The organism is Lachnoclostridium sp. An196 (assembly GCF_002160135.1).
GTDB lineage: Bacteria > Bacillota > Clostridia > Lachnospirales > Lachnospiraceae > Hominiventricola > Hominiventricola avistercoris.
The window spans coordinates 88,069-114,499 of sequence record NZ_NFJZ01000007.1 but is presented as its reverse complement, the minus strand read 5'-3'; the positions used below and the strand labels follow the sequence as shown (position 1 = coordinate 114,499).

Below are 26,431 nucleotides of genomic sequence, written 5' to 3'. Positions count from 1 at the left end.
ATGACGGCGCTGCTGAAAGAAGGAGAAGCGGAAAGCCTGCGCAGACAGAAGACGGTACAGTGGATACTGCGCGTGCTGGTATGGGCAGCGGCGGCGATTACGATCGGCGTACTGGTCGCACTGATTGCATATATTTTGATTATGGGTATACCGAATCTCTCACCGGAGTTGTTTGAGTGGGAATATACCACGGAAAATGTATCCATGATGCCGGCGATCATCAACACGATTATCATGACGGTACTGGCTCTTCTCCTGGCAGTGCCGGTCGGGATTTTTTCTGCGATCTATCTGGTAGAATATGCCAGAAGAGGAAATAAACTGGTGTCTGTGGTCCGTACGACAGCAGAAACCTTGTCGGGTATCCCGTCCATCGTATACGGCCTGTTCGGATATCTGATGTTTGGCGTGGCGTTTGGATGGGGATATTCCATGTTAAGCGGCGCGTTTACACTGGCGATTATGATTCTTCCGTCCATTATGAGAACGACGGAGGAAGCTCTGAAAGCGGTTCCGGACTCCTACCGGGAAGGCAGCTTCGGATTGGGCGCCGGACGTCTCCGGACGGTGTTCGTCGTGATCCTGCCCAGCGCTATGCCGGGTATTCTGGCGGGCGTGATCCTGGGTATCGGACGTATTACCGGCGAGACGGCGGCTCTGATTTATACGGCAGGTACGGTGGCGGGTATCCCGACCACGCAGATCGGCAATTTCCCGATTCTGGACGTACTGGCATCCGGACGTACGCTTGCCATTCATATGTATGCATTGTTGAACGAAGGTCTGTATATGGAGCAGGCCTATGCGACGGCAGTTGTCCTGCTGGTTATGGTATTGTTGATTAACGGTCTGTCCAGCCTGATTGCCAAGAAATTTACAAGGAGCTAAGTATGGGAAAGTTTAATATAAAAAACCTGGAGTTATATTATGGTGATTTCCATGCCCTGAAGAACGTCAATCTGGACATTCCGGAGAAGGAGATCACCGCGTTTATCGGTCCGTCCGGATGCGGGAAATCCACGCTTCTGAAATCCCTGAACAGGATGAACGACCTGGTGGAGGGATGTAAGATCACCGGAGAGGTGACGCTGGACGGCGTGGATATCTATAAAAATATCGACGTGAATCTTCTGCGCAAGAAGGTGGGCATGGTGTTCCAGAAACCGAACCCGTTCCCCATGAGTATTTACGACAACATCGCTTACGGCCCCCGCACCCATGGCATCCGCAGCAAAGCGAAGCTGGACGATATCGTGGAGAAATCTCTGAGGGACGCGGCGATCTGGGATGAAGTAAAAGACCGTCTGAAAAAGAGCGCGCTGGGCATGTCCGGCGGACAGCAGCAGAGACTCTGCATCGCCAGAGCCTTGGCGGTACAGCCGGAAGTTCTCCTGATGGATGAGCCTACTTCCGCTCTGGACCCGATCTCTACTTCCAAAGTAGAAGATCTGGCGCTGGAACTGAAAAAAGATTATACGATCATCATGGTAACGCATAATATGCAGCAGGCGGCCCGTATCTCCGACAACACCGCATTCTTCCTGCTGGGAGAAGTCATCGAGTATGACAAGACGGAGAAACTGTTCTCTATGCCGAAGGACAAGAGAACCGAAGATTATATCACAGGAAGGTTTGGTTAATAAGAAGATGAGAAACAGATTTGACCAGCAGCTGGAACAGCTGAACGAAGACCTGATTGAACTGGGAGCTATGTGCAAGGAAGCTATCGCGGACGCCACCACGGCGCTGCTGGATTCCGACAAACAGGCCAGACAGAAAGCTTTTATGGTAGAGTACGAGATCGACCATAAGGAGAGGGATATCGAAAGTCTCTGCATGAAGCTTCTGCTTCAGCAGCAGCCGGTGGCGCGGGACTTGAGAACGATCTCCGCCGCGCTGAAGATGATTTCCGATATGGAAAGGATCGGCGACCAGGCGTCCGATATCGCGGATATCGCCAAATTCCTGGAGGGAAGCAATATCACCCAGCAGGTACATATCCGCAAGATGGCGGAAGCGGCCATGCGCATGCTGACCGACAGCATCGATTCCTTTGTAAAGAAGGATCTGCTGCTGGCAAGACAGGTGATGAAAGAGGACGACATCGTGGACGACCTCTTCATGGAAGTGAAGAAAGAGCTGATCCAGCTGATCGCTGAGAACCCTGAGGAAGGTGAGCGCTGTATCGATATCCTGATGATTGCCAAATATTTTGAGCGGATTGGCGACCATGCAGTCAATATCGCGGAGTGGGTGGAATATTCAGTGACCGGCGTACACAGCAACAACGAATAAGGCACAGGAAGTATACGGATGTCCCCCGGCACAACGCGTGGCGGGGGAATTTTTGTGTACTTATTGAGCATATGATTTCTGGAGGAAAAGCGTCAAGATGATATACACGTTGGGAAGCCAGATGGAAGAGACAGATATGGAGACCGTGCTGACGACGGGGATTCCGGCGATTTTTCTGATCACCGAGGCGCAGTTCCCGCAGGTGATGGAGGAGCTGTCCATCAGCGTGGAGAGCGACAGCCCGCTTTCCGAGATCTGCTTCTGCAAAGTGGAAGCGCAGCAGGAATGCCTGTATGGTACGTTTGCCATCCCCAGGCTGCTGGATGTGCTGGGGAGCAGATACCGGATCGCCTGTGTGATTACGGAAAAATACATCGTGCTGGCGGACAATGACGGTTTTGCCAGACGCCTGGTGGAGCGGATCCGACGGAAAAAAGCCCATCAGGGGGAGACCAGAGAACGGTTTCTCTATAACTTCATGGTGGAATTTATCTCGAAGGACGCGGTGCTGCTGGAGAATTACGAACGGGAACTGATGGATATGGAAGACCAGGCGGGCAAAGGACATGTGGAGGACATCCGCAGCCGGATCCAGCCTATCCGCAAGCAGCTCCTGACTCTCCGGGGTTACTATGATCAGATCGCGGATATGGGGCGGGATCTGGAAGAGAATGAGAACCGTTATTTTGCCAAGAAGCAGCTGCGGTATTTCGGCACCGTGGCGGACCGGGCGGACCGGCTGAAGGACCGCACCAGCCATCTGCTGGAATATGCCCAGCAGGTAAGGGATTCTTATCAGGCGGTCATTGACGCGAAACAAAACGAAAATATGCAGTTTCTGACTATGATATCCACGATCTTCTTTCCGCTGACCCTGATTACCGGATGGTATGGGATGAATTTCCAGGATATGCCGGAACTGGATGGAGGATACCCGGTCATCATTCTTGTCAGCATTCTGGTGGTGATCGTCTGTATCTTTATATTCAAGAAAAAGAAAATATTATAGGAGACAAACATGAACGAAGTGATTTGTTATCAGAACCGGGAACTGTCCTGGCTGAAATTTAATGAACGCGTGCTGGAGGAGGCGGAAGACCAGAGCATTCCTCTCTGCGAAAGGCTGAGTTTTCTTTCTATCTATCAGAGCAACCTGGATGAATTCTTCATGGTGCGTATCGGTTCTCTGCACGATATGATGCTGCTGAAGGAAGAGGAACGGGAAAATAAGACAAATATGACCGCCCGGGAACAGATCGCCGCCCTGCTGGAACGGATTCATGTGCTGGCGGAACGCCGTGACCAGGCTTACGAAGAATTGATGGTACAGGTGGCGGAACAAGGCAGCCGGCTGATCCGTTTCGCCTCCCTGTCCGATGAAGAAGCCAAATATCTGGAACGCTATTTTGTTGGGGAGATCCAGCCGCTTTTGTCTACGATTATCGTTGGAAGGAAACAGCCCTTTCCATTCCTGCGCAACCGGGGCATCTACGCGGTGGCGGTGCTGGAGACCAAAGGAGAGAAAGAGAAGATCGCCATCATTCCCTGCGGCAGCGACGCATTCGAGAGGCTGATCACGATTCCGTCCAGACCGGGTTCATTTATGCTGGCAGAGGATCTGATCCTGCATTTTCTGCCGAAAGTTTTCAAAAAATACCGGATCATAGAGAAGTCTCTGATCCGCGTGACGCGCAATGCGGATATCGACGCGGACAGCATTTATGACGAGGATCTGAACTACAGAGACCATATGGCGGAAGTGGTGAAACTGCGCCGGAAGCTCTGCCCGGTACGTCTGGAGATGACCAGAGAGCTGAACGGGCGGATTATCGAGCGCCTCTGCCAGGTGCTGGGGCTGAAAGAGGAGCAGGTATTTCTCACCGGAGCGCCCATGGACCTGTCTTTCCTGTCCCAGATCCAGGACAGCCTGCGGCGGAAGCCGGAGCTTTTCTTCCAGAAACGGGTGCCCCAGAGAAGCGCCATGGTCCGCTATGGAGAACCGGTGATTCCTCAGATCCTGGAGAAGGATATCCTTCTGTCCTATCCTTATGAGAGCATCAAACCTTTCCTGAGCATGCTTCATGAAGCGGCGATCGATCCGAAGGTCGTATCTATACGGATGACTCTGTACCGCCTGGCCAAAGACAGCAAGGTGGTGGAAGCTCTGGTGGAAGCTGCGGAGAACGGGAAACAGGTGGATGTTCTGGTAGAACTGAAAGCGCGGTTCGACGAGGAGAATAATATTGAATGGTCCAGACGGCTGGAAGACGCCGGATGCCATGTGATCTACGGCCTGGACGGTCTGAAAGTGCATTCCAAGCTGTGCTTGATCACCCGTAAAGAAGAAGGACGGATTGAGTATATTACCCAGATCGGTACAGGGAACTACAATGAGAAGACGGCGCGTCTCTACACGGATCTGTCGCTGATGACGGCCAATCCGGAGATCGGTCAGGAAGCGGCGCAGGTATTCCAGGCGCTTTCTCTGGGGGATGTGGTGGAGAAAACAGAACATCTGCTGGTAGCGCCCAGATGCCTGCAGAACCGGATTCTGGAGATGATAGACGAGGAGATCCGGGAAGCGAAAGAAGGCCGCGAAGCTTACATCGGCGTCAAAATCAATTCGCTGACGGATAAAAAGATCATTGACAAGCTGATCGAGGCGTCCGAAGCGGGGGTGAAGACCGATATGGTGATCCGGGGCATCAACTGCGTCCAGTCCGGGATCCCGGGAAAGACGGACCATATCCGCGTGATCAGCATCGTCGGCAGGTATCTGGAACATTCCAGAATCTATATCTTCGGGTGCGGGGAGCGGGAGAAGATCTATATTGCTTCCGCGGATTTCATGACCCGCAACACGCTGCGTCGGGTGGAAGTGGGTGTACCCATCTATGATCCGGCGCTGAAAGAACGCATCCGCCATATGTTCCGCATCATGCTCCGGGACAACGTGAAAGCGCGTATCCAGATGCCGGATGGCAATTATGTGAGAGTAGAGCGGGGAGAAGGAGAAGAACCTCTGAATTCTCAGGAATATTTCTTTGAAGAAGCGTACAGAGCAGCCGCCGGGAACGCGGAAGCCTGAAAAAGACCCTGTCCGGAGACGGATGGGGTTTTTTTGTGGTGTGCCCGGCTCGACACGATAATTTAACGGACAAACTTGACTGCTCTGTGGCTTAACGGTAAAATAGACATATAACAGGCAGCTTATACTCTTTGGTGACCTTATGATGATGGAAAAACCTGTTTACCCGTCCCAGGCGTTTTGGAAAGACATTGAACATGAGCATGCTGAAGAGCTTTTTTGAGACAGGGAACGATCCGGCGCTGTTCGACGGTTTAAAGATTGCGAGAGAGAAAGAATTTTATGCGCAGCTGACAGAGGTTGGTTCATCACAGGGCGGGATTTACACGATGACAGAAAAAATGGCAGAAGCAAGCCTGAAAATACTCTCACAGCTTTTGACCAGGCACTATGACCAGAGAGTTATCCTGTTGATTGATGAGTATGATGTTCCATTGGATAAGGCATTCCAGGGAGGATACTATGATGAGATGGTAAATCTCATTCGAAACCTGCTTGGCAATGCGCTGAAGACGAATGACAGCCTGTATTTTGCCGTTTTTACGGGATGTTTGCGGATTTCCAAAGAAAGTATCTTCACGGACCTTAACAATCTGAAGGTACACACGATCTCGGATATACGATATGATGAATACTTTGGCTTTACTGATGCAGATGTGGATGAAATACTGGCATCCTACGGTCTGTTCTCTTATAAAGACGTGATCCGTGACTGGTATGATGGATACCGTTTCGGGGATACGGATGTGTACTGTCCCTGGGACGTTATTAACTACTGCGATGAGCTGTTGGCAGAGCTACGACTACCTGTGGGAGTCCATCAGCGTGAGGGACGCGGCACGAAAAAAATCATCAAATATGGAATCGCGTTCTGCGAGAAAGAATGCATGGTCGTAATGGCATGAGATGAAAGCGAGGAGAACACCAAATGGAAAAATCAAAAGTATATTATACAGATTTCAGAACCAAACTGGGCGAGGGACTGCCCACAAAACTGAAAAGACTGATTAAAAAGGCAGGCATCGAGGAGCTTGATACGGACCAGAAGTTCGTGGCGATCAAGATGCACTTCGGAGAACTGGGCAACCTCAGTTTTCTGCGCCCCAATTACGCAAAGGCAGTCGCCGATGTGGTAAAGGAACTGGGCGGCATGCCTTTCCTGACCGACTGCAATACACTCTATCCGGGCAGCAGGAAAAATGCGCTGGAGCATCTGCAGTGTGCCTGGGAGAATGGGTTTACCCCGCTTACGGTGGGATGTCCGGTCATCATCGGCGACGGACTGAAGGGGACCGACGATATTGAGGTACCGGTAAACGGCGGCGAGTACATACAGAACGCCAGGATCGGACGGGCCATCATGGACGCCGACGTTTTCATCAGCCTGACTCATTTCAAGGGACATGAGATGACCGGTTTCGGCGGAACCATCAAGAATATCGGCATGGGATGCGGATCCCGTGCGGGCAAGAAAGACCAGCATTCCAACGGGAAACCGAACATTAATCCGGATATCTGCCGCGGATGCCGCCGCTGCCAGAAGGAATGTGCGAACAACGGTCTGGAATTTCATGAAGATACAAAGAAGATGACGGTCAACGCCGACAACTGTGTAGGGTGCGGCAGATGTCTGGGAGCCTGTACCTTTGACGCTATCGAATTTGTCAATGACGCGGCGACCAAAGAACTGAACTGCCGTATGGCGGAATATACCAAGGCGGTGATCGACGGACGTCCGAATTTCCATATTTCTCTTGTAGTAGATGTGTCGCCGAACTGCGACTGCCATGCGGAGAACGATGCGCCGATCCTGCCGAATATCGGCATGTTCGCATCTTTTGATCCGCTGGCCCTCGACCAGGCGTGTGTGGACGCCTGCCTGAAATGTGATCCGCTGCCGAACAGCCAGCTCTCTGACCGGATGCGCAGCGAAGATTTCTGCGATCATCACGATCATTTTGAAAATACGACTCCGGATTCCGAATACAAGACCTGCCTTGACCATGCGGCGAAGATCGGACTTGGAAACCGCGACTATGAACTGATTTTTGTAAAATAACGGACTCATGAAACTTTTTCAGAATCGAACCGGAAAAATCGCATATATGGGACTCCTCACAGCTCTCGCTCTGATCGTAAGCTATGTGGAGTTCCTGATTCCGATTCCCATAGGGATCCCGGGAGTGAAGCCGGGACTGGCCAATCTGGTCGTCGTCTGGGCGTTATATACTCTGAGACCAGGAGAGGCGCTGCTGATAAATATGCTGCGTATCTTTCTTTCGGGTTTTCTTTTCGGGAATCTTTCCATGATCCTGTACAGTCTGGCAGGAGCGCTGGTTAGTTTCCTGTGTATGTATCTGGTAAAGAGGAGCGGCCTTTTGCAGGTAGTGGGCGTCAGTATTGCAGGCGGTATCATGCACAACATGGGACAGCTGGCGCTGGCGGTGCTGGCGCTGGAGACAGGCAGCCTGGTCTACTACGCGCCGGTGCTGGTGCTGGCCGGCGTCGTTACCGGAAGCGTGATCGGGATTGTATCCAGAGAAGTGCTCCGGCGTGTGCCGGGACAGAAGACCGCGTCATGAGGATGTATCCGGATGTTCTGCCGGAAGCCGTACGGTGAAGGTGCTCCCCAGATCCGGAACGCTTTCCAGCCGTATGTTTCCGTTATGAAGAGATACGATCCGTTTTACAAGGGCAAGGCCAAGGCCGCTGCCCTTTTTTTTGTGTGATATATCGCCCTGATAAAATTTATCAAATACGTGTTTCTGCACTTCCGGCGTCATACCGATACCGGTATCATGAAAAGTTACGGTGAGCCAGTCCTGGTCCATTCGGGCGATGATATCGACTTCTCCTCCCGAAGGGGTGAATTTTACCGCGTTGTCCAGGAGGTTGCTCCAGATATGGGCGGTCAGTTCCTGATTCCCGTACCAGGAGATAGGATCCAGCTCCGGTTCAATAGTCAGATTTTTGGATGTCCAGGAAGGTTCCGCCCGGAGGATGATCTGCCGGATCTGTTCGTCTACACGGAAATATTCCTTTTCACTGATGATGGTCTGAGTCTCCAGGCGGGAGAGGCTTAAGATGTCTCCGGTCATCTGGGAAAGCGCTTTGGCGCTCTGAATAATGATCTCAATATATTCATCGCGCTCCTTTTCCGAAAGAGAGTCGTCCTGCAGGAGGGTGGCGTAGCCGCTGATGGAAGCCAGAGGTGTCTTGAATTCATGAGATACATTGGATATAAAATCCGAGTGCAGTGTTTCCGTACTGTTCAGTTCCTGCACCATCTGGTTAAAGTTATGGTAAAGATCCGCCAGTTCTCCGATATACCGTCCAGATTCCAGTTTTACGGTATAGTCTCCGGCAGCCACTTTCTGCATGGCCCGGGTCAGTTCGCTGACGGGATTCATGACATGATGCGCGATGGCAACGCTGATCAGAGTGCCCAGCAGGATACAGGCCACAGCCAGCACGGCGAGGAAACCCAGTCCGGTAAAGGGAAAAAAATTCCACAAAAATGTGCCGCGCATCAGGTGGAGCAGAACTCCCATGACCAGGACAGTTGTTACCATAGCCCAGAAAAAGATGATGACGACACGGAACCATAAGGAATAAAAATGTTTTTTCATTTTTCGATCGTCCCCTTATAGCCCAGACCTCTTACAGTCAGTATCTGAAAATATGGAATCTCCCGGAACCGGTCCCGCAGACGGTTCACATGCACATCTACGGTACGGATATCTGTCTCCGAATCGTATCCCCAGAGCTCGTCCATGAGCTGCTGACGGGTAAACGTCTGATTGGGAAAGGACAGAAGTTTATACAAGAGCTGGAACTCTTTCTGGGGAAGGATCTGGGATTTCCCGTCTACCGTCACGGTCAGATTGATGTAGTCCAGACAGACATGGGGAAATTCCAGTTTCTTTTCATAGATGATCCGGGCGCGGCGCAGCAGAGCTTCCACTCTCAGAAGCAGTTCATTTACGTCGATGGGTTTTACCATATAGTCGTCAATGCCCAGTTTAAAACCTTTCAGTTTGTCCGGGAAAGTATCTTTGGCCGTGACCACCAGTATGGGCAGCTGGTAGCCGCTCTCGCGCAGCTCTTTGGTCAGGTCGTATCCGTCTACTTTCGGCATCATCAGATCAGTAATAATCAGATCAATGTAATTCTGGTCCAGCAGGGAGAGCGCTTCTTCTCCGTCAAAAGCCGTGACCACTTCATAATTATTCTTTACCAGCACCCGGCAGATCAGCTTGTTCAGGGCCTGATCGTCTTCTACTACCATAATATGAAACATCAGAAACACCTCGTATTGTAAATACAGATTTATGATTTTGTAATATCATATCCGAGAATTATGAACGGTATATGAACGGATGAATTTATATTCTGTTTAAAAAAGGAGAATAGTCTATAAGGGATTTTCTGGTGAGTGATCAGAATGTTAATAAAAATTATGGAAATGGAGATGAAAGAATGAATGGGAAAAGATGTGTGCTTCTGGGTATGACAGCGATTCTTGGAATGACGGCGACGGCATGCTCCGGATCCAGTGAAGAAACAGAAGAAGCAGAAAAAGCAGCGGTGGATGTGGTGACTCCCGAGAGAGGATCGCTGTCCACAGATACTGTTTATATGGGGACGGCTGCTCCGCAGCAGCAGGTCTATGTGACGCCTATGGTCTCCGGAACGGTGACGGAAGTGAATTTTCAGGTGGGCGATACGGTACAGGAGGGGGATCTGCTGTTCCGGATCGACGACGAGGCCGCGCAGCTTCAGCTTGCCAGCGCAGAGGCTGCTTACCATTCTGCGGAAGCAGGAGTACAGGCCGCGACCGGAGGCGCCAGAGATCTGCAGAATTACCAGACCGAGCAGAGTATCCAGCAGCTTCGGGACAGCATGAATGACGTGGATGAAAGCATCGACGAGATGGAGAGCAACCTGGGAGATCTGAGAGACGCGGGAGGACAGCTGTCTTCAGCGAAAAACGCTGCCCAGGCAGCGGCGGATCAGGCGGGGACGGAGTATTATACGCTGCAGAGTGAACTTGGCGCAGCAGAAGGAAATGTTGATAATTTGAAAAAACAGATAGAGGAAGGGCAGCAGCTGGGAGAAGATGTTTCGGCATTGGAAACTCAGCTGGTAAGTGCGCAGGATGTTGTGACACAGCTTCAGCCAAAGGTAGCCGAGAGTAAGACTGCGTTTGATCAGGCGCAGGCAGCGGTGACCCAGATCGACGGACAGATCGCGGCCAATGAATCCGCCAAGACACAGCTGAAATCCGGCATTGACACAGCTGAGGACAGCCGGGAGACGATCAACGAGAATCTGGCCACGGCAGAGCAGTCTTACGCGATCACTCAGAATGAGGTTTATCCGGATACAGACGCCACCTACGCGGCACAGCTGGAGAGCGCGGCGGTCGGGATCGATTCCGCGCAGATGCAGCTGGAATACTATACGGTGGAAGCGCCTATCAGCGGTGTGATCGAGTCGGTGAGCGTAGAAGAGGATCAGATGGTGTCGGCAGGATCTGCCGCGTATGTGATCTCCAATAAAGAATCTATGACCGTGACGTTCCAGGTTACGGAAGAGGCGAAGAATGTGCTGGCAGCGGGAGATCCGGTGACGGTAGAGCGAAATGGCGATACATATGAAGGGACGATTACAGAAGTGGGCACCATGGCAAACGCCCAGACCCATCTCTTTGCGGTCAAAGCGTCGGTGTCAGGAGCCAGCGATAAAATCCCCAATGGGGTAACGGTCAAAGTATACGCGACGACCCATGAAGAGGAGAATAAGCTGATCATTCCGTACGACGCTCTCTATTTTTCCGCCGGCAGCGCGTATGTGTACTGTGTGGAAGACGGCACGATCGTACGGACGCCGGTGACGGTAGGACTGATGAGCGATACCCAAGCCGCGATTGAGGAGGGCCTGTCGGAAGACAGCCAGGTAGTGGGAAACTGGTCTTCCCGACTGCGTGACGGAGCTCCCGCAGAAGTGGTGTCCGTCAACGGTGAACCCCCTGTGACAGAAGAACCGGAGGAGTCGGCAGAGACGGCGGAAACAGCTCCTGCGGAAGAGGAGGCTGAATAAATATGGGCTTGACAAAATTATCGCTGCGAAGGCCGGTCTCCACGCTTCTGATTGTACTGGCTCTGGCAGTGTTTGGATTTTCCGCGCTTACAACGCTTCGTCTGGAACTGATGCCGGATATGGATATGCCGATCTTGATGGTCATGACGGTTTATCCGGGCGCCGATCCGAAGTCTGTGGATGAGCTGGTCAGCACAGAGATTGAAGGCGATGTTTCCAGCCTGAGCGGTGTGGATTCTGTTATGACCTACTCTCAGGAAAATGTCTCTATGGTTATCCTGCAGTATGACTACAGTGTGGATACGGATGAAGCGTACCTGGATCTGCGCGCCGCGTTGGACGCTACCGCGGCGTCGCTGCCGGATGACTGCCAGGATCCGGTAGTTATTGAGATGAACGTCAATTCTATGCCCAGCATCAGTTATTCGGTCAGCGCGGAAGAAGGCACGGATACGCTGACGCTGGTCAATGATGAGATCGTACCGGAACTGGAAGCGATCAGTACGGTAGCCAGCGTAGATGTGACCGGAGGAGAGGAAAATTATATCCGGGTGATGCTGGATGAAGAGGCATTGAACCAGTACGGCCTGAGCATGAGCCAGGTGGCGCAGTATGTGGGCGCGGCCGATTTCATGATTCCTCTGGGAACGCTGGAACAGGGATCGCAGTCTATCAGCGCTTCCAGCACTGCCGATATTGAGACGGTACAGGACCTGCAGGAGATTCCGCTTTATACCTCTACAGGCAGTCTGATCCGCCTTGCAGATGTGGCGGATGTGAGCTGGGCGGTTCAGGATGCGGACAGCGTGAGCCGTTTTAACGGACAGGATACGGTATCGGTCAGCGTGACCAAGAACCAGAGCGCCAGCACCATCGGCATGGTAAATGATGTGAAAGAAGTTATGGACCGGATGGTGCAGGAACACGAGGGGATGACTGCTGAGATTTCCTATGATGCTTCTGATATGATCATGGAATCGGTAAGTTCTGTGGGAAGTACGCTTGCTCTGGGCGTGGTGCTGACCATGGCGGTGCTCCTGATCTTCTTCGGAGACATCAAGGCCAGCCTGATCGTGGGGAGTTCTATGCCGATCTCTCTTCTGGCTACGGTGATTCTGATGGCAGTGTGCGGATTTTCACTGAATATGATCACATTAGGAGCGCTGGTCATCGCGATCGGTATGATGGTGGACAGTTCCAGCGTAGTGCTGGAAAGCTGTTTCCGGTATAAGGACAAAGATCTGGATCATAATGAAGCGGCGCTTCACGGGACCGGAGAAGTGGTAGGATCCATCGTGGCATCCACGATTACGACAGTAGTTGTATATCTGCCGTTGTGCCTGCAGCAAGGGCTGAGCGGACAGATATTCGGACAGCTGGGATACACGATTATCATCGCCATGCTGGCTTCGCTGGTGTCCGCGATCACTCTGGTGCCGCTGTTCTTTAAGTATTTCCGTCCGAAGGAGAAGAAAGAGCTGAAGATCAATGTCCTGCTGGATAAAGTAAAAACCGGATATGAGAAGACAGAGCGGAAGCTTCTGAACCGGAAGAAAACGGCGGTGCTTGTATCGGTCGCGCTGTTGGTATTTTCCCTCGGATTGGTAAGTCTCATGGATACAGAACTGATTCCGGCCATGGATGAAGGAACGGTCAGTATCAGCGCGTCCATGCGTCCGGGCACAAAGGTGTCCCTTGTGGAGGAGAGAATGGCGCGGCTCGAGGATATGGTCGCGTCCCATGAGGATGTGGAGAGCTATACGATGACAGCTTCGGACGGATCCGGCTCGATTTCCGTCAATCTGAAAGATGACCGGAATATGTCCAGCCAGGAAATAGCCGATCAGTGGACGGAAGAGACAAAAGACTTTACGGATATGCAGCTGGAGATTTCGACCAGCAGTACGATATCCTCTATGATGACCAGCGGATCCGGCGGATCTGTCACGCTGACATCCACAGATCTGGAAGATCTGCAGGAAGCGGTTGCGGTGATGGAAGAAGTCTCCTGGAATATCCCGGGCGTGCTGAATGTAAGTTCCAGCGCGGGAGAGAGTTCCACGCAGGTCCGTGTATTGATCGATCCGCTGAATGCCATGAGCTACGGCATGACTCCTGCTCAGGCGGCGGGCAGTCTTTACAGTATGATCAGCGGTACGGAGGCTATGACGGTGACATCCAATGGGCAGGAATACAGCGTAGTTCTGGAATACCCGGAGGGGACATATACAAACGCGGACAGCCTGATGGATGCAAACGTTTCGGGAATTCCTCTGTCTGAGATCGCTTCTCTGGAATATACGAATTCGCAGCAGACTGTGACCAGAGAGGACGGAGCTTACGTAATGACCGTGTCTGCCACCTGTCTGTCGGAAGATACAGACGCTGTTCAGGCGGAGATGGACCGGCTGGCAGAAGAGGAAGATTTCCCGGATTCTGTGGAAATATCGGTCAATACGATGGACGAGATGATGAACGAGTCATTCCGTTCTCTGGGGCTCGCTCTGGCAGCGGCAATTTTCCTGGTATTTTTGGTGATGGCGATGCAGTTTGAATCTCCCCGGTATTCGCTGATGGTGATGCTGAGCATTCCGTTCAGCCTGATCGGATCCTTCGGACTTCTGTTCCTGTCGGGATCTTCATTCAGTATGATTTCCCTGATGGGAGTTCTGATGCTGGCGGGCATTGTGGTAAACAACGGTATCCTGTATGTGGACGGAGTGAACCTGCTCAGAACGGAAATGGCTCTGGAGGACGCGCTGATTGAGAGTGCCAAGACGAGGCTTCGTCCGATCCTGATCACGACTCTGACGACAATTATTTCCATGGTGCCGGGAGCACTGGGTATCGGAGAAGGCAATCAGATGATGCAGGGCATGTATATTATCATTATCGGAGGCCTGGTGGCGTCCACGCTGCTGATCCTGATCCTGATGCCTGTTTTCTATCTGATTTTCTATGGAAGAAAGTACAAAAAAGAGCAGAAAATGAACGAGGCGAACATGGTATAATGAGCGCGAAGTGCGAATTATACCATCGCGCATGCCGGTTTCTGCGCTTGCCGCAGAAAGCCGGGCGCATCCGCCGGAGGCGCCATGTCCGCGGAGCGGACATGGCATAGTGAGCGCAGGGCGCGAAATATGCCAACGCGCACCCGGGTTTCCGCGCTGGCCGCAGAAATCCGGGCGCATCCGCCGGAGGCGCCATGTCCGCGCAGCGGACATGGCACAATATGTCGAAAACCCCCGATACTATCTGCTTGTAAGGAATTGCCGGTTTCTCTATAATTTTCACTGTGAATGATGAAAGCTTTTGTATGAAGCTGTTGAAAGGAGACAGGAAAAATGGGAAACGAGGAGGATTATGGATGAGCAGATGGAGTGTTGCAATTGTGGACGACAACGAAAGAATGGTGGAGATCCTGGACGGGATTCTGCGCCAGGACGAAGAACTCCAGATTGTAGGCATTGCCAGAAACGGAGAAGAAGCATGTCAGGTAATCCGTGAGAAGGAGCCGGACATCATGCTCCTGGATATTATCATGCCCAAGCTCGACGGCCTGACTGTCATGGAGCGGATCGGACATGATGCCAATATCCGCAAGAAACCGGAATTCGTAGTGATCTCGGCGATCGGCCAGGAGAGAATTACGGAGGATGCGTTCCTGTTGGGAGCCAGTTATTACATTATGAAACCGTTTGATCATGACATGCTGCTCAGCAGAATCCGCAGCCTGAAAGAAAACCGGCACAGGAAGAGACCGGAGGGCATGAAGATGCTCCCCTACGAGGCCAAAGCTGATTATCTGGAAAGGAATCTGGAGACAGACGTGACCAACATGATTCATGAGATCGGCGTACCAGCCCATATTAAAGGGTATCAGTATCTCAGGGATGCGATCATGATGGCGGTGGAAGATATGAACATGCTGAATTCCATCACGAAGATTCTGTATCCGACGATTGCAAAGAATCATAAGACTACGCCCAGCAGAGTGGAGCGCGCGATCCGCCATGCTATCGAAGTCGCATGGAGCAGAGGAAAAATGGATACCATCGACGAGCTGTTCGGCTACACCGTCAGCGTCGGGAAAGGAAAGCCGACAAATTCAGAGTTTATCGCCCTGATCGCGGATAAGATACGTCTGGACTATAAAAAACACGCATAAATTTTGAAAACTTCTTTTATTGCCCTCTGGTTTGCGGTATAATTTTCTTATACTATATCGTGTGTGGAGGGAAACATGAAGAAGAAGGTCTTATTTGTGGCGTCAGAATGCGTGCCGTTTGTAAAAACCGGCGGTCTGGCTGACGTAGTGGGATCTTTGCCGAAGTATTTCGACAAAGATAAATATGAAGTACGGGTAATCATTCCTAATTATCTTTGTATTGGGCATGAATGGAAAGAGAAGATGAATTTCGTCACGAATTTTTACATGGATATGGCATGGCGGAGCCAGTATGTGGGTATCATGGAGATGGAATATGACGGGATTCAGTATTATTTTATCGATAATGAATACTATTTTGCAGGCGACCGTCCTTACGGGAATATTTATGAAGACGTGGAGAAGTTCGCGTTCTTTTCCAGGGCCGCGCTTTCGATCCTGCCGGTGGTAGGGTATCAGCCTGATATTGTACACTGCCATGACTGGCAGACCGGACTGGTGCCGGTTTATCTGAAGGACAGTTTCCATGAAGGTGAGTTTTACGCAAATATGAAGTCCATGATCACGATCCATAACCTGAAGTTCCAGGGAATCTGGAATATTAAGGCAGTGCAGGATGCGACCGGTCTTGACATGTCGTATTTCACAGCGGATAAGCTGGAAGCTTTCGGAGACGCGAATTATCTGAAGGGCGGCATTGTCTATGCCGATATGGTGACCACGGTCAGCCGTACTTATGCGGAGGAGATCAAGACTCCTTTTTACGGGGAGCATCTGGACGGGCTCATGCGGGCGCGCTCCAACGTACTGCATGGGATTGTCAACGGTCTGGACTACAAGGAATGGGATCCGGGAACGGACGCGCTGATATACAAAAAATACACGGCGGATAATTTCCGCCGGAATAAATGGAAAAACAAGCTGGAGCTTCAGAAAGAGCTGGGACTTGAGCAGGATAAAAACGTGATGATGATCGGTATTGTGTCCCGGCTGACAGATCAGAAAGGATTTGACCTGATCGACGCTGTCATGGATGAGATATGTCAGGACGCGGTACAGATTGTTGTGCTCGGCACCGGAGAAGCCCGCTACGAAAATATGTTTCGTCACTATGCGTGGAAATACAGCGGGAAGGTAGCTGCCTGCATCTATTATTCCAATGAACTGGCACATAAGATTTACGCGGCCAGCGACGCCTTCCTGATGCCGTCTTTGTTCGAACCGTGCGGACTCAGCCAGCTGATGAGCCTGCGCTATGGTTCTCTGCCGATTGTCAGAGAGACGGGCGGACTGAAAGATACGGTGGAACCGTACAATGAATATGAAGAGACAGGCACCGGTTTCAGCTTCGCCAATTACAATGCGCATGAGATGCTGGGTGCGGTGCGCTATGCGCAGTCTGTGTATTATGACAAAAAACGATCCTGGAACAAGATCGTGGATCGTGCTATGGCGGCAGACTTTTCCTGGAATCATTCCGCGAAACAGTATGAAGAACTGTACGAAGAACTGACCTGTTAGAGGCTGCGTCTGAAGATTTTGGAACGCATAATTCCTCTTTGTTTTCACATACTAGGATAGCAAGTATGGAAAACAAGGAGGGATTTTTTATGTCAGATTTGTCAGAACTGGATGTGCAGAATCTCCGTCATCTGATCGGCGGAAGCGAGACCTGCCACGCGAAATTTACCGCGTACGCGGAGCAGGCGACGGATACGCAGGTAAAGCAGTATTTTCAGCAGGCGGCCCAGTCTGCGAAAGAGAACAAACAGCAGCTCATGGGATTTCTGAAATAGGAGGCGTTCATGATGGATGAAAAGACAATGGTAAGCGATGCTCTGGTGGGCATTAATGGAGAACTGAAGGCATATGCGGACTATATCACGCAGACGGAGAATCCTCAGCTGAAACAGACGCTGAAGCAGATGCGCAACAAGACGGAGACGGCGCAGGAGCAGCTGTATCAGATCGCGCGAGAGAAATCCTATTATGTGCCTGCGGACAAGGCGTCGCAGGAAGAAATCGCGCATGTAAGATCTTTGTTCAAACCGGAATCTATGCTTGGATAAGAAAAATGTTTTCGCCGGGAGGGCCATCTGCCCTCCCGGTATTTTTGTCAGTCCTCTTCCCGTACATTTTTCCAGAAAGCGCGGATACGGTCCAGGCGGGACGTCATGCCCACCATCATAAGATCCAGTACGGTGAGCGCAGCCATACATTCTACTACTACAACGGCTCTGGGGACGATGATGGGGTCGTGGCGTCCGCGGACGGAGACCGTGATATTTTCTCCGGAGCGGGAAACGGTCTGCTGTTCTGCGCTGATGGAAGCGGTGGGTTTGAATGCCGCGCGGAAGACCACATCACTGCCGTCGCTGATGCCGCCCAATACGCCTCCTGCGTGGTTGGTCAGTTTGCCGATCCGGCCGTCTGCTTCCGCGTGGAAGGCGTCGTTGTTGACGGAGCCGTTGGAGCGGGCGGCGGCGAAACCGTCGCCGATCTCGAAGCCTTTTACGGCTCCGATGGAACAGACGGCTTTCGCCAGATTGGCGCTTAATTTATCAAAACAGGGTTCTCCGATGCCTGCAGGGAGTCCTTTGATAATGCACTCCACTACGCCTCCTGCGGAATCCTGATTTTTGCGGCACTGATCCAGATAATCCATGGCCTGCACAGCTGCGTCTGCATCCGGCATACAGACGGGATTCTCCAGTGCCTGAGCCGGATCGAAACGGCTGTAATCGATGGAGACGGGACCGATGGATTTCGCGTATGCCCGGACTGAGACTCCCAGTTCCGCCAGGATCTTCGCGGCTACCGCGCCTGCGGCCACCCTGCCGATGGTCTCCCGCCCGGAGGAACGTCCGCCGCCGGCATAATCCCGGAAACCGTATTTTTTATCATAGGTATAGTCTGCATGGCCGGGACGGTAGTAAGACGCGATCTCGCTGTAGTCTTTGGAACGCTGGGATGTATTGCGCACCATCAGGGAAATGGGAGTCCCGGTGGTTTTGCCTTCGAAAACGCCGGAGAGGATCTCTGCCTGGTCTGCTTCCACTCTGGGTGTGGTGAAGCGGGACTGCCCGGGCCTGCGCCGGTTCAGGTAAAGCTGTATGTCTTCCTCTGCCAGGGGAAGCCCCGCGGGACAGCCGTCGATGACGACGCCGATCCCTTTGCCGTGGGACTCGCCCCAGGTTGTGATGGATAATAAAGTGCCGAATGTGGATCCTGCCATAGTTGATCTCTCCTGTTCTGTTTTGTCGAAATATCTTTTCTCAGTATAGTATACCCCTTTAAAAAAGACAAGCAGGTTTGGTATTGACGGCAAAGTCCATTGCAAGGTATGATAGAATATCTAAAGATCAGGAGTTCGCAGAGTACTATCTGCTGGGAACTCTTTTAAGCACAATCTGCGCGATTGCCGCGGCAGTCGCCATATGAAATGAGGAAAAGAATGTACAAGTTATTGAAAAAAGACGGAAATGCGAAACGGGGGGAACTGCACACCGTACACGGCGTGATCCAGACCCCGGTGTTTATGAATGTGGGGACGGCGGCTGCCATCAAGGGGGCTGTGTCTACAGAGGATCTGGAACAGATCGGCACGCAGGTGGAGCTGTCCAACACCTATCACTTGCATGTGCGCCCGGGCGACACGGTCATAAAGAAGCTGGGAGGTCTGCATAAGTTCATGTCCTGGAACAGGCCGATCCTGACGGACTCTGGCGGATTCCAGGTGTTTTCTCTGGCAGGCCTGCGCAAGATCAAGGAAGAAGGCGTCTATTTTCAGTCGCACATTGACGGCAGAAAGATCTTTATGGGACCGGAAGAGAGTATGCAGATCCAGTCCAATCTGGCGTCCACGATCGCCATGGCCTTTGACGAATGTCCGTCCAGCCGGGCAGACCGGGATTATGTACAGCGTTCTGTAGACCGCACGGTGCGGTGGCTGGTACGGTGCAAGACGGAGATGGAACGTCTGAACAGTCTGCCGGACACGATCAATCCGAACCAGCTCCTGTTTGGAATCAACCAGGGAGCGATATTTGAGGATATCCGCATCGAACATGCCCAGCGGATCGCCGAGCTGGATCTGCCGGGATATGCTATCGGAGGACTGGCAGTAGGGGAAACCCATGAGGAAATGTATCATATTATAGAGACTGTGGCGCCGCACCTTCCGGAGAATAAGCCGGTCTATTTGATGGGAGTGGGTACTCCCGCCAATATTCTGGAAGCCGTGGACCGGGGCGTGGATTTTTTCGACTGCGTTTACCCCAGCCGCAACGGAAGGCACGGGCATGTGTATACGAACCACGGCAAGCTGAACCTGTTTAACGCGAAATATGAGCTGGACGACCGCCCCATCGAGGAAGGCTGCGGCTGTCCCGCATGCCGCCGCTACAGCCGGGCTTATATCCGCCATCTGCTGAAAGCCAAGGAAATGCTTGGAATGCGTCTGTGTGTGCTGCACAACCTGTACTTCTACAATCATATGATGGAAGAGATCCGGGACGCCATCGACCAGGGCCGTTATCAGGAATACAAAAAACAGAAGCTTTCCGGGGTACTGGCAAAAAATATATAAAAAGGCTTGCCCTGAAAGGGAATATTGTGTAAAATGTTCTTTGAAGTTATTTTTCAGGAGGAAATGATATGCTGTTAACAGGAGCAGGATCGGATGGAATCATGCTGATCGTATATATCGTATTTTTTGCTGCGATTATGTATTTTCTGGTTTTCAGACCACAGAAAAAGGAGCAGAAGAGGGTAAGCGCCATGCTGGCGTCCCTGGAAGTGGGAGATGTTGTAGTGACCACCAGCGGATTCTACGGAGTCGTGATCGATATTACTGACGAGGACGTAATTGTAGAGTTCGGAAGCAACCGCAACTGCCGTATTCCGATGAAGAAAACGGCCATCCAGGAAGTGGAAAAACAGAACTAGGCAAGGATGCAGCAGAGGCGGAAGGATTATCTTCCGCCTTTGTGCGTTCATGCGTCCGCATGAATACAGGAAATCCTCCGGGCAGGATGCGGACTAGGAAAGGAAGACAGATATGAATTGTAAGATTGGATTGATCCACGGAGACGGAATCGGACCGGAGATCGTAAACGAAGCAAAAAAAGTGCTGGATGCGGCTGCATCCAGGTATGGACATGATTTTTCTTATACAGAGTTATTGCTGGGAGGAGCGTCTATTGACGTACATGGCGTTCCTCTGACAGAGGAGACGGTCGAACAGGCCCGTGCCTGCGACGCGGTGCTGATGGGATCCATCGGAGGAGACGCAAAAACTTCTCCGTGGTATCAGCTGGAGCCGTCGAAGCGCCCGGAGGCCGGCCTTCTGGGGATCCGCAAGGCGCTGAATCTCTTCGCCAACCTGCGTCCGGCATATCTGTATGATGAGCTGCGGGCCGCATGTCCGCTCCGGGATGATATCAGCAGGGCAGGATTCGATATGATCATCGTCAGAGAATTGACCGGAGGACTGTATTTCGGAGAGAGAAAGACAGAGACGCGGGATGGAGTGCTGACCGCGGTCGATACATTGACATATAATGAAAATGAGATCCGCCGTATCGCGAAAAGGGCTTTCGACATCGCCATGAAGAGACGGAAGAAAGTCTGCAGCGTGGATAAGGCCAACGTGCTGGATTCCTCCCGCCTCTGGAGAAAAGTGGTGGAAGAGGTCGCGAAGGATTATCCTGAGGTGGAATTGTCTCACATGTATGTGGATAACTGCGCGATGCAGCTGGTGATGAACCCGGCGCAGTTCGACGTGATCCTGACGGAGAACATGTTTGGGGATATCCTTTCTGACGAGGCGAGCATGGTGACCGGCTCTATCGGCATGCTTTCCAGCGCCAGTCTGAATGATACCAGATTCGGTCTTTATGAACCGAGTCACGGCTCTGCTCCGGACATCGCCGGGCAGGACAAAGCCAATCCGATCGCAACGATTCTATCGGCAGCTATGATGCTGCGTTATACCTTTGATCTGGACCGGGAGGCCGACGCGGTGGAAGCGGCAGTCCGCCAGGTACTGAAAGAGGGATACCGGACCGTGGATATCTGGTCCGAAGGCTGCACAAAGGTGGGAACCGCCGCCATGGGCAGCCTGATCGCAGAACGGGTATAAGCTATTTACTATACAGCAAACACATTTATAACAAAGACAACAGGAGGAATCAGTCATGAGAAGTGACGCAGTTACCAAGGGGATGCAGCAGGCCCCGCACCGTTCTCTGTTCCACGCGCTGGGACTGACGGAAGAAGAGATGAACCGCCCTCTGGTGGGAATTGTCAGCTCTTATAATGAGATCGTTCCGGGACACATGAACCTGGATAAGGTCGTAGAGGCAGTGAAGATGGGAGTCGCCATGGCAGGAGGAACGCCGATCGTATTTCCGGCCATCGCCGTATGCGACGGGATTGCCATGGGGCATATCGGAATGAAATATTCGCTGGTCACCCGCGACCTGATCGCCGATTCTACAGAGGCTATGGCGATGGCACATCAGTTTGACGCACTGGTGATGGTGCCCAACTGCGACAAAAATGTGCCGGGACTTCTAATGGCGGCGGCCAGAGTAAATATTCCAACCGTATTTGTCAGCGGAGGACCTATGCTTGCAGGACATGTGAAGGGCCAGAAGAGAAGTCTTTCCAGCATGTTCGAGGCAGTGGGCGCTTATACAGCGGGAACTATGACGGAGGAGGATGTGAGGGAATTTGAACAGAAGGTATGTCCTACCTGCGGTTCCTGCTCCGGCATGTATACGGCCAACAGCATGAACTGTCTGACGGAGGTGCTCGGTATGGGACTTCAGGGCAACGGTACGATTCCGGCAGTTTATTCCGACCGCCTCCGTCTCGCAAAGCACGCGGGCATGCAGGTGATGGAGATGCTGAAGAAAAACATCCGTCCCAGAGATATCATGACGAAAGAAGCCTTCCTGAATGCTCTGACCGTGGATATGGCGCTGGGATGTTCTACCAACAGTATGCTGCATCTTCCGGCTATTGCCCATGAGGCAGGGGTAGAGCTGAATGTGGATATTGCCAATGAGATCAGTTCCAGAACTCCGAATCTGTGTCATCTGGCTCCGGCAGGTCCGACCTATATCGAGGATCTGAACGAAGCCGGCGGCGTTTACGCGGTGATGAACGAACTCTCCAAGAAGAGTCTTCTGAATCTGGACTGCATGACTGTGACAGGAAAGACCGTAGGGGAGAATATCAAAGACTGTTATAATAAGAATCCGGAAGTGATCCGTCCGATTGACCATCCTTACAGCGAGACAGGCGGCATCGCGATCCTGAAGGGCAATCTGGCTCCGGACAGCGGCGTGGTAAAACGTTCCGCAGTAACGGAAGAGATGCTGGTGCATGAAGGACCGGCCCGTGTTTTCGACTGCGAGGAAGACGCGATCGCGGCGATCAAAGGCGGCAAAATCGTGGCCGGCGACGTAGTAGTGATCCGCTATGAAGGTCCGAAGGGCGGTCCGGGCATGAGAGAGATGCTGAACCCCACCTCCGCGATCGCCGGTATGGGACTGGGATCTTCCGTGGCGCTGATCACCGACGGACGGTTCAGCGGCGCCAGCCGGGGCGCGTCCATCGGCCATATTTCTCCGGAAGCGGCTGTGGGAGGCCCCATCGCCCTGGTGGAAGAAGGAGATATCATCAAGATTGACATTCCGAACAACCGGCTGGATGTGGATATCTCTGACGAAGAGATGGAAGAGAGAAGAAAGAAATGGAGACCCAGGGAGCCGAAGGTGACTACCGGCTATCTGGCGCGCTACGCATCCATGGTGACTTCCGGCAACAGAGGAGCCATCCTGGAGATCCGGAAATAAAAGTACGAGGGGAGATATTTATGAAATTAACGGGAGCAGAGATTGTAATCGCCTGTCTGGAAGAGCAGGGAGTGGATACGGTATTCGGTTATCCGGGCGGCGCTATTTTGAATATCTACGATGCATTGTATAAACATGGCGAGATCCGCCATATTCTGACTTCTCACGAGCAGGGAGCATCCCATGCGGCGGACGGGTACGCAAGAGCTACGGGAAAAGTGGGCGTCTGTTTTGCCACCTCCGGACCGGGAGCAACCAATCTGGTGACCGGAATCGCCACCGCGTATATGGACTCTGTGCCGATTGTGGCGATTACCTGCAACGTGGGCAATTCCCTGCTGGGCAAGGACAGTTTCCAGGAAGTGGATATAACAGGAATCACCATGCCTATCACCAAATATAATTTTATCGTGAAAGATGTAAATAATCTGGCGGGAGTTATCCGCAGAGCTTTCAAGATTGCCAGGACGGGACGTCCGGGACCGGTTCTGATTGACATTACCAAGGACGCCACTTCGGATTCCGCGGAATATACGAAGATGGAGCCGGAAGAGATTAAGCCGGATGTGAACCTGATCACGGAAGAGGATCTGGAAACTGCGGTCAAATTAATCAGGGAATCGGAGAAACCCATGATCTTTGTAGGCGGAGGAGCAATCTTGTCCAACGCTTCTGAAGAATTACTGGAGTTTGCAGAAAAGGTAAATGCCCCGGTCTGCGATACGCTTATGGGCAAGGGCGCGTTCAGCGGAGAGCATCCTCTGTATGTGGGCATGCTCGGTATGCATGGTACGAAATACGCCAATTTCGGGGTATGCAAGTGCGATCTTCTGATCACGGTGGGATCCCGTTTCAGCGACCGGGTATCCGGAGATACCAGCCGTTTCGCTATGGGAGCAAAGGTGCTGCAGATCGATGTGGATCCGGCGGAAATTAATAAAAATGTCATGACCTCGGCCAGTGTGATCGGAGATGTGAAAGAGGTTCTGAAACGTCTGAATCCCATGCTTGAACAGCAGAATCACTCCAGATGGATCGAATATATCAACGATCTGAAAGTGCGCTTCCCCATGAAATATGATCAGGACCGGCTGACCGGTCCGTATGTGGTGGAAGAGATCTACAGGGCAACGAAGGGCGATGCGATCATCTGCACAGACGTGGGACAGCATCAGATGTGGACGGCCCAGTATTATAAGTTCAGCAAGCCGAGAACGCTTCTGACTTCAGGCGGCCTGGGGACTATGGGATACGGTCTGGGCGCCGCCATAGGGGCGAAACTGGCGAAGCCGGAGAAGACAGTTATCAACATCGCCGGCGACGGATGTTTCCGTATGAATATGAATGAACTTGCTACGGCGTCACGTTATAATATCCCGGTGATTGAAGTGATTCTGAATAACCATGTGCTGGGGATGGTGCGTCAGTGGCAGACACTGTTCTATGATGAGCATTATTCCGCGACTACCCTGAACGATAAGGTGGATTTCGTGAAAGTTGCGGAAGCTCTTGGATGCAGGGGCATCCGGGTGACATCGAAGGAAGAGCTGGCTCCGGCTTTGAAAGAGGCCATGGAGTGCGGCGGTCCGGTGGTGCTGGACTGCCAGATTGACAGCGACGATAAAGTATTCCCGATGGTTCCGGCCGGCGCTCCCATTGAAAACGCATTTGATCAGGATGATCTGGATGGAAAGGGCTGAATAATCTGATTTAAGACGCCGTACAGAAGCTATCTGTACGGCGTTTTCGGATATCGGGAACTATTGACAAAAAAATATCAAAGCAGTAGAATGATGGTTGTGTACATAAATCCCTCAAAGGAGGACTAAAATGAGCAGGGTATATAATTTTTCAGCCGGTCCGGCGGTATTACCGGAAGAAGTATTGAGAGAAGTAGCTGCAGAGATGATGGACTATAATGGGACGGGTATGTCCGTGATGGAAATGAGTCATCGATCCGCCGCCTTTGAGGAGATTATCGAGAGCGCGGAGAAAGATCTGAGAGACCTGATGGGGATTCCGGACAATTATAAAGTCCTTTTCCTGCAGGGAGGCGCAAGCCTGCAGTTTGCCATGATTCCCATGAATCTGATGAAGAACCGTGTGGCGGATTATATCGTGACGGGACAGTGGGCAAAGAAAGCCTGGCAGGAAGCGCAGAAATATGGTACGGCCAACAAGATTGCCACCAGTGAGGACCAGACGTTTTCCTATATTCCGGACTGCTCCGATCTGCCCATCAGTGAGGACGCGGATTATGTATATATCTGCGAAAACAATACGATCTATGGAACCAAGTTCAAGACGCTTCCGAATACCAAAGGGAAAGACCTGGTGGCGGATGTATCGTCCTGTTTCCTGTCCGAGCCGGTGGACGTGTCAAAATACGCGATCCTTTATGGCGGCGTTCAGAAAAACATCGGACCTGCCGGCATGGTGATCGCCATTGTCAGAGAAGATCTGATCACGGACGACGTGCTTCCGGGTACGCCGACCATGATGAAATATAAGACGCATGCGGATGCCAATTCGCTGTACAATACGCCGAACTGCTTCTGCATTTATGTGTGCGGAAAAGTATTTAAATGGCTCAAAAAAATGGGCGGGCTGGAAGAAATGAAGCGCCGCAATGAGGAAAAAGCAAAGATTCTCTATGATTTTCTGGACGGCAGCAGGCTGTTCAAAGGAACCGTGCGCAAGGAGGACCGTTCTCTGATGAATGTGCCGTTTGTGACCGGGGATAAAGAGATGGATGCGAAATTTGTAAAAGCGGCAGAAGCGGAAGGGCTGGTGAACCTGAAAGGACACCGCACCGTGGGAGGCATGAGAGCCAGCATCTACAATGCGATGCCGAAAGAAGGCGTGGAGGCGCTGGTGGCGTTTATGAAGAAATTTGAAGAGGAGAATAGCTGA

Annotated in this window: 23 protein-coding genes and 1 pseudogene; 21 read left to right on the top strand and 3 right to left on the bottom strand. The window is 52.0% G+C overall.

What is annotated here, in order from left to right; all coding sequences use genetic code 11:
• The 8 genes and pseudogenes from pstA (at position 1) to B5F29_RS09735 (ending at position 7,965) form a co-directional block, all read left to right on the top strand.
• Positions 1-888 carry a phosphate ABC transporter permease PstA gene (gene pstA, locus B5F29_RS09770; protein WP_206414204.1) on the top strand — a complete coding sequence of 296 codons (888 nt, stop codon included), beginning with the start codon at positions 1-3 and terminating at the stop codon, positions 886-888.
• A gap of 2 nt (positions 889-890) precedes the next feature.
• Complete coding sequence (pstB, locus tag B5F29_RS09765) at positions 891-1,640, top strand: phosphate ABC transporter ATP-binding protein PstB (protein ID WP_087154445.1); 750 nt, start codon at positions 891-893, stop codon at positions 1,638-1,640.
• Positions 1,641-1,647: 7 nt separating this feature from the next.
• A complete protein-coding gene (gene phoU, locus B5F29_RS09760; RefSeq protein ID WP_087154444.1) occupies positions 1,648-2,295 on the top strand; it encodes a phosphate signaling complex protein PhoU in 648 nt (215 codons plus the stop codon).
• Positions 2,296-2,392: 97 nt separating this feature from the next.
• The gene (locus B5F29_RS09755) at positions 2,393-3,304 is read left to right on the top strand and encodes a magnesium transporter CorA family protein (protein ID WP_087154443.1); all 912 of its coding nucleotides are present in this window, start codon (positions 2,393-2,395) and stop codon (positions 3,302-3,304) included.
• Positions 3,305-3,313: 9 nt separating this feature from the next.
• On the top strand, positions 3,314-5,383 hold the full coding sequence (gene ppk1 / locus B5F29_RS09750) for a polyphosphate kinase 1 (RefSeq protein ID WP_087154442.1): 2,070 nt from the start codon (positions 3,314-3,316) through the stop codon (positions 5,381-5,383).
• 158 nt (positions 5,384-5,541) lie between these two features.
• A pseudogene (locus tag B5F29_RS09745) lies at positions 5,542-6,180 on the top strand (AAA family ATPase); the annotation flags it as partial.
• 131 nt (positions 6,181-6,311) lie between these two features.
• A complete protein-coding gene (locus B5F29_RS09740; protein ID WP_087154440.1) occupies positions 6,312-7,442 on the top strand; it encodes a DUF362 domain-containing protein in 1,131 nt (376 codons plus the stop codon).
• A gap of 46 nt (positions 7,443-7,488) precedes the next feature.
• Entirely contained in the window at positions 7,489-7,965 is a 477-nt protein-coding gene (locus tag B5F29_RS09735; RefSeq protein WP_242955632.1) for a Gx transporter family protein, read from the top strand.
• Here the strand turns inward: B5F29_RS09735 and B5F29_RS09730 are convergent.
• Positions 7,960-9,012, bottom strand: coding sequence for a HAMP domain-containing sensor histidine kinase (locus tag B5F29_RS09730; RefSeq protein WP_087154438.1), 1,053 nt, complete (start codon positions 9,010-9,012; stop codon positions 7,960-7,962). The two genes, B5F29_RS09735 and B5F29_RS09730, sit on opposite strands and share 6 nt — an antisense overlap.
• Positions 9,009-9,683 (bottom strand): response regulator transcription factor, encoded by a 675-nt coding sequence (locus B5F29_RS09725; protein ID WP_087154437.1) that lies wholly within the window; start codon positions 9,681-9,683, stop codon positions 9,009-9,011. The genes B5F29_RS09730 and B5F29_RS09725 overlap by 4 nt, the downstream gene beginning before the upstream one ends.
• 179 nt (positions 9,684-9,862) lie before the next feature.
• Between B5F29_RS09725 and B5F29_RS09720 the strand changes: the two genes are divergently transcribed.
• The 6 genes from B5F29_RS09720 to B5F29_RS09695 all read left to right on the top strand — a co-directional run bounded on the left by B5F29_RS09720 (position 9,863) and on the right by B5F29_RS09695 (position 17,722).
• Entirely contained in the window at positions 9,863-11,485 is a 1,623-nt protein-coding gene (locus B5F29_RS09720) for an efflux RND transporter periplasmic adaptor subunit (RefSeq protein ID WP_087154436.1), read from the top strand.
• 2 nt (positions 11,486-11,487) lie between these two features.
• Entirely contained in the window at positions 11,488-14,496 is a 3,009-nt protein-coding gene (locus B5F29_RS09715) for an efflux RND transporter permease subunit (protein ID WP_087154435.1), read from the top strand.
• Between the two features lie 356 nt (positions 14,497-14,852).
• Positions 14,853-15,653 carry a sporulation transcription factor Spo0A gene (gene spo0A / locus B5F29_RS09710; RefSeq protein ID WP_087154434.1) on the top strand — a complete coding sequence of 267 codons (801 nt, stop codon included), beginning with the start codon at positions 14,853-14,855 and terminating at the stop codon, positions 15,651-15,653.
• A 75-nt stretch (positions 15,654-15,728) separates the two neighbouring features.
• The gene (gene glgA / locus B5F29_RS09705; RefSeq protein ID WP_087154433.1) at positions 15,729-17,174 is read left to right on the top strand and encodes a glycogen synthase GlgA; all 1,446 of its coding nucleotides are present in this window, start codon (positions 15,729-15,731) and stop codon (positions 17,172-17,174) included.
• Positions 17,175-17,263: 89 nt separating this feature from the next.
• Positions 17,264-17,449 carry a hypothetical protein gene (locus B5F29_RS09700; RefSeq protein ID WP_087154432.1) on the top strand — a complete coding sequence of 62 codons (186 nt, stop codon included), beginning with the start codon at positions 17,264-17,266 and terminating at the stop codon, positions 17,447-17,449.
• Between the two features lie 12 nt (positions 17,450-17,461).
• Complete coding sequence (locus tag B5F29_RS09695) at positions 17,462-17,722, top strand: spore coat protein (RefSeq protein ID WP_087154500.1); 261 nt, start codon at positions 17,462-17,464, stop codon at positions 17,720-17,722.
• A gap of 47 nt (positions 17,723-17,769) precedes the next feature.
• Here the strand turns inward: B5F29_RS09695 and aroC are convergent, their stop codons facing one another.
• Entirely contained in the window at positions 17,770-18,888 is a 1,119-nt protein-coding gene (gene aroC, locus B5F29_RS09690) for a chorismate synthase (RefSeq protein WP_087154431.1), read from the bottom strand.
• Between the two features lie 83 nt (positions 18,889-18,971).
• Between aroC and B5F29_RS16975 the strand changes: the two genes are divergently transcribed.
• From B5F29_RS16975 to serC, 7 genes are all read left to right on the top strand, one after another.
• Positions 18,972-19,094, top strand: a complete 123-nt coding sequence (locus tag B5F29_RS16975) for a hypothetical protein (protein ID WP_275532930.1) — start codon at positions 18,972-18,974, stop codon at positions 19,092-19,094.
• Between the two features lie 13 nt (positions 19,095-19,107).
• Positions 19,108-20,241 carry a tRNA guanosine(34) transglycosylase Tgt gene (tgt, locus tag B5F29_RS09680; RefSeq protein WP_087154430.1) on the top strand — a complete coding sequence of 378 codons (1,134 nt, stop codon included), beginning with the start codon at positions 19,108-19,110 and terminating at the stop codon, positions 20,239-20,241.
• A gap of 68 nt (positions 20,242-20,309) precedes the next feature.
• On the top strand, positions 20,310-20,600 hold the full coding sequence (yajC, locus tag B5F29_RS09675) for a preprotein translocase subunit YajC (protein ID WP_087154429.1): 291 nt from the start codon (positions 20,310-20,312) through the stop codon (positions 20,598-20,600).
• A 112-nt stretch (positions 20,601-20,712) separates the two neighbouring features.
• The gene (gene leuB, locus B5F29_RS09670) at positions 20,713-21,795 is read left to right on the top strand and encodes a 3-isopropylmalate dehydrogenase (protein ID WP_087154428.1); all 1,083 of its coding nucleotides are present in this window, start codon (positions 20,713-20,715) and stop codon (positions 21,793-21,795) included.
• 55 nt (positions 21,796-21,850) lie between these two features.
• Positions 21,851-23,518, top strand: coding sequence for a dihydroxy-acid dehydratase (gene ilvD / locus B5F29_RS09665; protein ID WP_087154427.1), 1,668 nt, complete (start codon positions 21,851-21,853; stop codon positions 23,516-23,518).
• A 20-nt stretch (positions 23,519-23,538) separates the two neighbouring features.
• On the top strand, positions 23,539-25,218 hold the full coding sequence (ilvB, locus tag B5F29_RS09660) for a biosynthetic-type acetolactate synthase large subunit (RefSeq protein WP_087154426.1): 1,680 nt from the start codon (positions 23,539-23,541) through the stop codon (positions 25,216-25,218).
• Between the two features lie 130 nt (positions 25,219-25,348).
• Entirely contained in the window at positions 25,349-26,431 is a 1,083-nt protein-coding gene (gene serC / locus B5F29_RS09655) for a 3-phosphoserine/phosphohydroxythreonine transaminase (RefSeq protein ID WP_087154425.1), read from the top strand.